Origin of the sequence: Calothrix rhizosoleniae SC01 (assembly GCF_900185595.1) — a bacterium.
In the GTDB taxonomy this organism is placed as follows: domain Bacteria; phylum Cyanobacteriota; class Cyanobacteriia; order Cyanobacteriales; family Nostocaceae; genus Calothrix_A; species Calothrix_A rhizosoleniae.
In genome coordinates, this window is the sequence record NZ_FYBH01000293.1 from 1 (window position 1) to 8,963 (window position 8,963).

At 38.5% G+C, this 8,963-nt stretch carries 10 protein-coding genes; all 10 read right to left on the minus strand.

Going from position 1 to position 8,963, the window contains the following annotated elements; genetic code table 11:
- The coding region (locus CALSC_RS28070; RefSeq protein ID WP_143288293.1) for an STAS domain-containing protein at nt 1-177 on the minus strand (177 nt) is incomplete at its 3' end.
- A 19-nt stretch (nt 178-196) separates the two neighbouring features.
- Nucleotides 197-772 (minus strand): hypothetical protein, encoded by a 576-nt coding sequence (locus CALSC_RS17550; RefSeq protein ID WP_200817671.1) that lies wholly within the window; start codon nt 770-772, stop codon nt 197-199.
- Between the two features lie 264 nt (nt 773-1,036).
- Nucleotides 1,037-2,470, minus strand: coding sequence for a glycogen debranching protein (locus CALSC_RS17555; protein WP_235006829.1), 1,434 nt, complete (start codon nt 2,468-2,470; stop codon nt 1,037-1,039).
- Between the two features lie 13 nt (nt 2,471-2,483).
- Complete coding sequence (locus CALSC_RS17560) at nt 2,484-2,834, minus strand: STAS domain-containing protein (protein WP_088242601.1); 351 nt, start codon at nt 2,832-2,834, stop codon at nt 2,484-2,486.
- A gap of 136 nt (nt 2,835-2,970) precedes the next feature.
- The gene (locus CALSC_RS17565; protein ID WP_088242595.1) at nt 2,971-4,797 is read right to left on the minus strand and encodes an AGE family epimerase/isomerase; all 1,827 of its coding nucleotides are present in this window, start codon (nt 4,795-4,797) and stop codon (nt 2,971-2,973) included.
- A gap of 83 nt (nt 4,798-4,880) precedes the next feature.
- A complete protein-coding gene (locus tag CALSC_RS17570; protein WP_088242596.1) occupies nt 4,881-5,513 on the minus strand; it encodes a DJ-1/PfpI family protein in 633 nt (210 codons plus the stop codon).
- 81 nt (nt 5,514-5,594) lie between these two features.
- Entirely contained in the window at nt 5,595-5,945 is a 351-nt protein-coding gene (locus CALSC_RS17575; RefSeq protein ID WP_088242597.1) for a carboxymuconolactone decarboxylase family protein, read from the minus strand.
- Nucleotides 5,946-5,947: 2 nt separating this feature from the next.
- Nucleotides 5,948-6,517 (minus strand): hypothetical protein, encoded by a 570-nt coding sequence (locus CALSC_RS17580; protein ID WP_088242598.1) that lies wholly within the window; start codon nt 6,515-6,517, stop codon nt 5,948-5,950.
- A 453-nt stretch (nt 6,518-6,970) separates the two neighbouring features.
- Entirely contained in the window at nt 6,971-8,320 is a 1,350-nt protein-coding gene (locus tag CALSC_RS17585; RefSeq protein WP_088242599.1) for a tyrosinase family protein, read from the minus strand.
- Nucleotides 8,321-8,659: 339 nt separating this feature from the next.
- Nucleotides 8,660-8,963: putative quinol monooxygenase (locus CALSC_RS17590; RefSeq protein WP_088242600.1), on the minus strand; the 304-nt coding region annotated here is incomplete at its 5' end.

An 8,963-nucleotide genomic window follows, 5' to 3' on the forward strand; every position in this document is an offset into this window, starting at 1 on the left:
CAGACTTGACATATATTCCAAGTCTTTCATGATTAAAACTAGCTTTTGAATATCTGTGGCTGCGGCGTTTTCTACTTCTTGTTTGAAAGTTGGTGCTGTTGCAGCATTTAATTCTCCGGATAAAGTAATTTTGGCAATGTTGGTGTCAGTATTTTCTCGAATTGCTTGAAAAGTCATAATTATCTCCTTGATTTAATTACTTAAGATGGCGACTAACTAAAATAACTACAGAACGTTCCCCAACAAGTATGTCTTTTTGATTTGCTAACTTAGGTTCTTTCCCTGGTTCCCAACTATCTTTACTTGGTGTGCATCCAGTATTGACAAATATGTGCCATTCCATGTGTGATGGTAAACTGGGAATTGTAAATTGCAATGATTCCCAGTACATATTTATGGCTACATAAATGTAGTCATCTTCAAAACTTCCTTTTTGAGTATGCTTACCACAAAGCATGAATGCTAAAGTACGACTATGATTTGACCAATCAGCATCCCATGCTTGAGTACCATGCCAAGTAATATCTGCATAACCACTACCAACCCGATCGCGATGTTGGAAATGCTGACTATTTCTTAGGACAGGATGAGACTTACGAAATGCAATACAGTGTTGAGTAAATTGGAATAAATTTGCATTCTCTTTTAAAAGATGCCAATCCAACCAATTTAATTCGTTATCGTGACAATAGGTATTATTATTACCCTGCTTAGAACGTCCGACTTCATCACCCATGAGTAACATCGGTACACCCTGAGAAACCATCAACATGGCGATCGCGTTTCTTATTTGTCGTTGTCGCAGAATATTAATTCTAGTATCTTCTGTCCACCCTTCTATACCACAGTTCCAACTTTCATTATCATTGGTGCCATCGTTATTGTTTTCACCATTAGCTTGGTTATGTTTGCCATTGTAAGCAACTAAGTAGGTTGGCGTAAAAAATTATCGTTTGGATAAGGCAGGGGGCAGGGAGCAGGGAGCAGGGGGAACAAGGGTTTTAGGCTTATTTACTATTCTTCACATAGTTTGGTTTTATTGTGCCGACTTACTTAAGTCGGCTAAAGTAAAGCCATCATGGGCGGTAATAAAATTAATCGATGTGGAAGGAGAACGACCGCTAGCAGCATAGAGGTCAGGAGAACCTTGTAAACATTGTGCCATCTCCCCAACATTACCATCTCCCTTGAGAAACTTACGAATGCGATCGCGGTATTTACCGTTCCATTCTGACCACCTTCCGTATGCAGGGAAGGAACCTACTTGATATAAACCACCTGCATCCCAAGCTTCAGCAATTAACTTACACTTTGCCAAAATAGGGTCAAAAGCTAGGGTTTCTAAGAGTGGAGGATTGGCTAAAGGAGCGCCCCAAGGGTCACGACCTAAAATAGAAGCTAAGTCAAAACGGAAACCATCAATGTGGTATTCACTAGCCCAATAACGTAGACAGTCAAGCACCATACCCCTGACAATTGGGTTATTACAGTTGAGAGTATTACCGCAACCACTAAAGTTATAATAGTAACCCTCTGGGGTAAGCATATAGTAGGTTTGGTTATCTATACCCCGAAAGGAAATGTAAGGGCCATTTTCATTCCCTTCTGCTGTATGATTAAAGACCACATCGAGAATTACCTCAATCCCATTTTTGTGTAATTCTTTAACTAATGCCTTAAATTCATCTACCTGCATCCCAAACTTACCTGTAGCAGCATAGCCAGCTTTAGGGGCGAAAAATCCTACAGTACTATAACCCCAGTAGTTATAGCGCATCTCACCTGTTTCAGGATTAACACGACTATTTTCAAATTCATCAAATTCAAATATAGGCATTAATTCCACTGCATTTACACCTAACTGTTTGAGATAAGGGATTTTCTCTCGAATACCTGCAAATGTACCTGGATGTTTTACTTCAGAGCTAGGGTGACGGGTAAAGCTACGGACATGCATTTCATAAATAATCAAATCTTCCAAGGGAATTTCTAAAAGCCTGTCATTTTCCCAATCAAAATCATCAAAAGCAATCCGAGCTCGATGCTGGTAAATATCATTCCAGTCTGGTATTTTACCCCAAATATCCCGTCCACCAATAATTTTGGCATAAGGATCCATCAAAACTTTACTTTTATCAAACCAATGACCCCCCTGAAAATCATTTGCTCCTTCCATCCGATAGCCATATTCGATGCATTCGTAGTCCAAATCAAAGACAATCATGCAATAAACATTACCAATCCGAAATTCTTCTGGAAAGGGGATTTCGGCTATTGGCTCGGGGGAATATTTCTCGAATAATACTAAGGTACAAGAAGTAGCATGACTGGAATAGATAGAAAAATTAACTCCACCTGGAACTAAATTTACACCAAAAGGAAACGGCTTTCCACAACGCAATTTAAATTCTTGATAATTATGGGTTGGATGAATATCAATTCTGGCGATCTCTGAGTTTATATATTCCATATTCCTTTATGTCTTAATATTGTTCTCTAGTTATTTTAAGTGCTATTAACCCTGATTCTCTGGTTTTTGATGTTGCGAAAAAATCGAGGAATCCGGTCACAGACATTGTATCTTCAATTTCTTCTGAAAGTCCTACCAGTAAAAGCTTGATATCTTTAGCAGTCGTATGGCGGTAGAGTGAAAGTAACATCCGTAAACCAGCACTAGACATATAGTTCACTTGCGACAAATCCATCAGAACTTTCTTGTCAGTTGCTGTTAAATTGAAAACTTGTTGCTGTACCTTTGGTGCTGTTTTAGCATCTATTTCACCAACTAAAATGACTACCTTGATTCCATCAAATTCTTCAATACTAATTTCCATTTTTTTACCATCATTATGCACTATCTACTTTGAAGAAAAACAGGGAAAAGTATTTGACGAGTTTCTCTGATTCATAGCGAAGAAATTTAATTCCTGACTACTTATTACTTATTACTTATTACTTATTACTTCACCCTTAACTATCTACTGGCACAATTTGCACCTTCACCTTTACCTGTTCTTTTGTCTGGGGTAACTTCACAATTAAGTTATCTGCATCAAAATTGTGATAAGCTTCTCCATCAATTTCTACTGAATCTATTTTGATACTTTTTTGAGGTAAAATATCAGGAGATACTCGCAGAATATTATCTGGGAATCCTCCTGGGATAGGCTTAAAGTAAAAGTCCATCGGTTGCTTATTAATCAGTAAATTAGTATAAACTGATGCCAAAAAACACAACTCAGTTGAGTGATAACCACTCATGGAGTGAGAACCCTTACCACGTTCGTTTCCACCAGACAGATAAGGAATACCGTTAGCTAAAACATTGAAGTAAACCCCACCATCTTCTATATCGAGGAACCAAGCATTATAAAAAGCAGCAGATTCTCGCGCTAAACGCTGATATTCTTCTCCTTCAAGCACACCAGCAAGGATCAGATAAGCAAGTATTGATTGTTCTTGTTGCCACCAAGCTTTACGATCATGCCATACAAAACGATGAATAGATTCACCTTCAGCCAGAATACGTTCTACCACATCGAACCAACCACCTCGTTGGCGATCGCTACCAACTTCCGGCATAATATTGGCAATTTTAGTCGCTAGTTGGGTGTACTCTTGTTTAGATTTAAGGGAGTTCATCCGCATGAGGTTCCAAGCAATTTTCAGGTTATGTCCCACAACCGCCCGATTTTGCTGCCATCCCCAAGTAGTATCAGCAGACCAATCTTCATGAAACCTTTCCTGAACAAAGGGACTCTTTTCATAATCAGGAAAACGCTCAACGATAGTGTCAAAAGTATATTCCAGCATATCTGCATATTCCTGTTTACCTGTGGCTAACCAAAGATTAATCAAGTAAGCAGGTGCATGATCACCGACAGAGTTCCAGTTTTTTCTAGCTTTGTTATTACCCAAAGCATCACTTTTGGGGTCTAACATCACAGGTTCTAGATGAGAAAAATAACCACCATGTTCGCTTTTATCTAGGAAAAAATCATTAAATAACTTAATTGTCTTCTCGGTATCATCCATAATTCGGGGATCACCCGTAACCCTGTAGGTTTGAATGGGACCGGCTAAAGCGTAAATTTGCTCATATGCGGGGATAGCATCATAATCATCGCCAAATTCAGAAGCAAATATTTTATGTTCTCGTTCTCCTTGAACATCAATACCGTGATACCAATAAACAATACCTTCATCTAAATCTACAAACCGCATATGTTCCCGCAAATATTCAGTTCCCTTATCTGCGGCTTCCAGAAACTTATCTTCCCCTGTGAGCATATATGCAGTGGCAAAACCATATACTAAACGAGAAATAGTATCAGTTTCCTGACGAAAATTTACAGTAGACCTCGCACCAGATAAACTCAAATTAGTGCGATAGTTACGGTAATTAATTTCCTGATCACCAAATTGAGCTTTTAAATAGAAATTGGCAAGGGAGCGTACCTGATCAATCCACCAATTCTGCTTTTCAAAAACGTAGTCATTTTCTTTACGGCCAACAAATACAATTTGTTTAGCATCAACCTTGGTACTATTGGGATAGAAAATACAATAAGTAAATAAATAGCGACCTGGTACAAGCATTGACCGCATTAAACCAGTTGCATCAGGGTATCCTTCATCCAAATTTTGCACCAATTTGGCATAAGTCATAGGAGTTAAGACACATTCAAACTCCCTATCATCTGATGTTTTCAAACCAAAAATATCATTATCTGCATTAAAGTAAGTAACATAACCAGCTATCAAATCAGAAAAGGGAAAATCTACCGTATTGCCCATGATATCATCACCTTAGATATTATTAACTATAGTTGTATTAGGGTGGGCAATTAATATAATTTTTGCCCACAGCACTCACACAATTACTTAACAGAAGAAACAGTCGTTGATTTTGGTTTTATTGTTTCAATCTGCGATAGAAATACCTGCATAAATTCCTCAACAACTCCTGGATGTCTTCCAGTTACTAAACCACCATCAACATAGTTAGATATAGTTTCATCATCTTCATAGACAATTACTCCTCCAGCATTCTCTACGTCACAAATAATATTATGAGCACAAGTAACTTGCCGACCGTTCAAAAGTTTTTTATCCGCACAAAATAACCAAAGACTATGACAGATTGTTCCTATTTTTAATTTCCCCGCATCCATCTCTATTACAGCCTGACGAAGAAACTCTACAGCAGGAGCATTGTTAGGCTGACCAGGCTTAGGGTTGGGCTGATATCTCAATCTATCCATTGCATAGCCACCGATAAGAATCAAACCTTGATAATCAGCTATCTGAATATCATTAACTTCTACAGTAACGGTGACTTCATCTTCATGGTCATTACCTTTAAAAGTTAAACTTTCTTGACCCCAAAGATGAGAAATATACTCTACTTCATAGCCATGTTGAGGGAAGAATTCATTAAATCTTTTGTACTCTGTTTCATCAAAGTGTTCTTCCACAAGTACACCGATTTTACCTTTAGTATTAACTGGCATTTTTTAGAACTTCCTTTAAGTAATGGGTAATGGGTGAAGATGTGAATTTACGAGGTTAATTACCTTGTAAGTGTTTTATGTTTATCCGATAATTTCATTGAGCATTCCGAAACAACCAGCAGCTTTATTAAAACCTGCATAAACGCACATGAACAGAAGTAATTCTTCTATTTCTTCGCGGGTAGCTCCTTGTTGCATTGCCATATTCACATGAGCGCCAAAAGGATTTCCTGCACCTGTTTGGTCTTGGTTAACAACATCAACAGCAATTGTAATTAATGCTTTTGTTTTTTGATCTATCAAGGGTAAACCCCAAGCTTCTCCAGCAACGCGGGTGCAAAAGTCACCAAATTTAGGGTTAATACTATTCAAACCGGCTTGCAGTTCTTTATCATCTAAAACTGCATTTTTGTAACTATTTTGTTCTGTCATGATTAAGCAACCTTAATTAATTTCAATAATTCATTAGGAGCGAAAACATCGCGATAAAAAGTCAATTGTTCAGTTTTGAGATAGCAACCACCTCTATGTCCGCGACGAACCCAAGTAACGTTTCCTTTGGCAATAGTTTCGTTGGTTTCATCGTCCAAACATTTCCACTCAAAATAAGTATGTTCGCCATGAAACATAACAATAGGCCAAACCATTGTCACTCCTGGTTGAGCAATTAATGCCCACCAATGTAATTCTCGTGCTTTTTGTTGTTCCAAACCTTGATAGGGGCCATCTTGACAGAAGTAAACCAAGTCATCTCGGTATTCACCTGTGAGAATATCACCTCTACCTTGTCTTAAAGCTTCACAGTGAGTAGGCCACCATTCTTTATTTTCTTGTTCGATTTTGTCTAGATTATAATCATCAGTAATTGCTGGTAGTATATCCTCTTTCATTGCTACAATCTTTTCAGCCTTTTCAATTAGTTGCTCTTTAAGTTTTTCTGCAACTAATCCGGATCTTGAATAATCTGCTAGTAATTCTTTGTAGTAGTTGGTTCGCTTCAGCATGAATATTTTTCTCCTGAATGTTTCCCGTGTTTTTCTGTGTTGATAACCAATATCGGTGATGAAGCTGAGTCTGTTCTAATGGTTAAATGAAGGTTCCCTAAAAGTTAAATGAGAAAACTGAGAAAGTTTGTAAGTATCAACTCCCTAGCCCTTTCAGGGCGGCTGCGCCAACGGGAGAAGGAACAGGGAATGAGCAACAGTGAAGATTAATAGACCTCTGGTGAAAATTAAATATGCGTCAGCCAGAACCCTTGTAGAGACGCGATATAGCCTCCCTTCGAGAGGAGCTACGCTAACACGTCTCTACATTCTTTTCCGGAGATGTCTAATATAACCACATATCTTGCACATTCTCAATAAGAGTAAGGTGGGCATTGCCCACCTTACTGAATCATAAGGGTTACAGGCGATAATTTTCGCAATAATTATGTGGTGCAAAATGTGAGTAACCATTCATGAATGCTTGCGTTTAGGCTTGGGTTCTAGGAGTGGTTTTACACTCCGAAGACGAGTTGTATCATAGGTATAACCCAGTTGGCGAAAGTCAAGAAGGTCGGCAGCAGTAATAATTTTATTAGTTACAGGTAACATAGATACTAAATCCGTATCATTCAGATTTCCTGGTTTAGATTTACCACCATCCCAAGGCCAAATTGGATCGTTGAGATTGTATCCATAATCCTTCCCTTTTGCAGGATAAAACTTTTCACCTGTATGTCCGCGATCCTGCCATTCCGCCCACAAACGGTCTACATTAGAATGGGTTAACCAAAACGTCGGATCGTAGGGGGAGCTAAGGATACTCATCATTGTTCCTAGATTCCTAGCTTGGTTAGCCGGAAGTGCTGTTTTCTCGTAATCTTTTAAAACTACTCCTCCGATCATTGCATGGGAAACCACATGAACTGCCCAATCTTCAACCAACTTTCCTTTCTCATTTAACCCGACACCACCTCCTTCTAGCACCGCAGAGAAGACTTCATAGTCGTTAAGATTCATCATGCGATCGATGACTTCTTTGGGCATGGGATACTTGTCAAAAGGAGGGACTTGCAGAAAGCGCACTATTTTGGATCCCAATGATGAGAAATTAATCGGTTCAATGTGAATATCTTCATTCAGTGTCCAGTCAGCGAAAGGTCCCGATTTAACTGGTCCTCCTGCAAACGTTCCTACACCGGGAATTTTGACTTTAACACCTTCACCATTTCCTCCCATAAAGTCATCACTAAGCATAACGTCTAGGGCTTTTGGGTCAGTCCAATCCCAGTAGGGAATTGTTACACTGGGGTCTATTTTCTGCAAAGCATTTTCAAGGTCATCAAGTAGCTGTCTATGCCAAGGTAAAAATGCAGGATGACCTGGATGAGCTGGATTGAAACCTGATGCGGGACCTGAGGATTTAAATGGCTTTTCAAATCCTGCAACCATAACGTGCTGTAGAACAAGTTGGTCAAATATACTCAGTTTACTACCTTGGGGAATGGTGTTTTTAACTGTTTTCAGGGCATTGACGAATGCAGCTTTCTCCTTGGGCGTTAAGTCAACAATACTCTTACGCACTGGAAGATTCACATCTGAATTAGACTGAGGGTAAGCTGGAACAGGACGAGGTGCGTCCGGAGCAGGAAGAGAGGGAATTTTATAAGCTACGCCAGCACTTATTCCAGGTTCTGAGTAAGTCTTAAAATGAGCAGAGACAGTCTCTAATTGCGAGCCGACAACAATGAGGATGACTGTAATCGCCAGTAAAACGACAAAGGCTAAAAATGAGAATTTCTTCAGCTTTTTAAGTTTTTTCACGGTACTTATTAATATTCTTTGAATAATATCTAGTCTCTAGCTAGGAGGAAAAACCTGATTGCATTGGGTCTGGTGTACTTTGTACATAGGGGAGCATCTTGCTCCTTAATTTCTATGAAGCGGGCTAAGTAGGTAGGCGTAAAAAATTATTGATATTCAGCAGATATTCAATGTTTATGAACTAAATAAATTCACTATTAAATTTATCTTGAAACTATCATTAAAAGCTCAGGCAAGATATCAATTTTACAAATTCAATAATAGACAAATACTATATTATCTATTGTTTAAATCTGATAATTGATATCATATAACCTTGCTTAATTAGTTTCATACTAGTTATAGGCCATAGGTAATAGCCTCTATGTCATAAATTTTCACATCTATTTCTCCATCTACCATTTCTGGGAACTCCTTTAATAGAGGAATGATATAAGGCTGATGTAAATGTTCTGCCAACGCCTCTTTACTTTGCCACTCTTCAAAATAAATAAATGAATTTGTAACCCCAACTTCTTCGTAAAAGCTATAGCTGATATTACCTGATTCTTGCCTAGTGGATTCGACTACAGCTTGAGCTAGCTCTAAAAAACGCTCTCTTTTTTCTGGCTTTATTTTATATCTTCCTGCAAGTAAGTAGGTT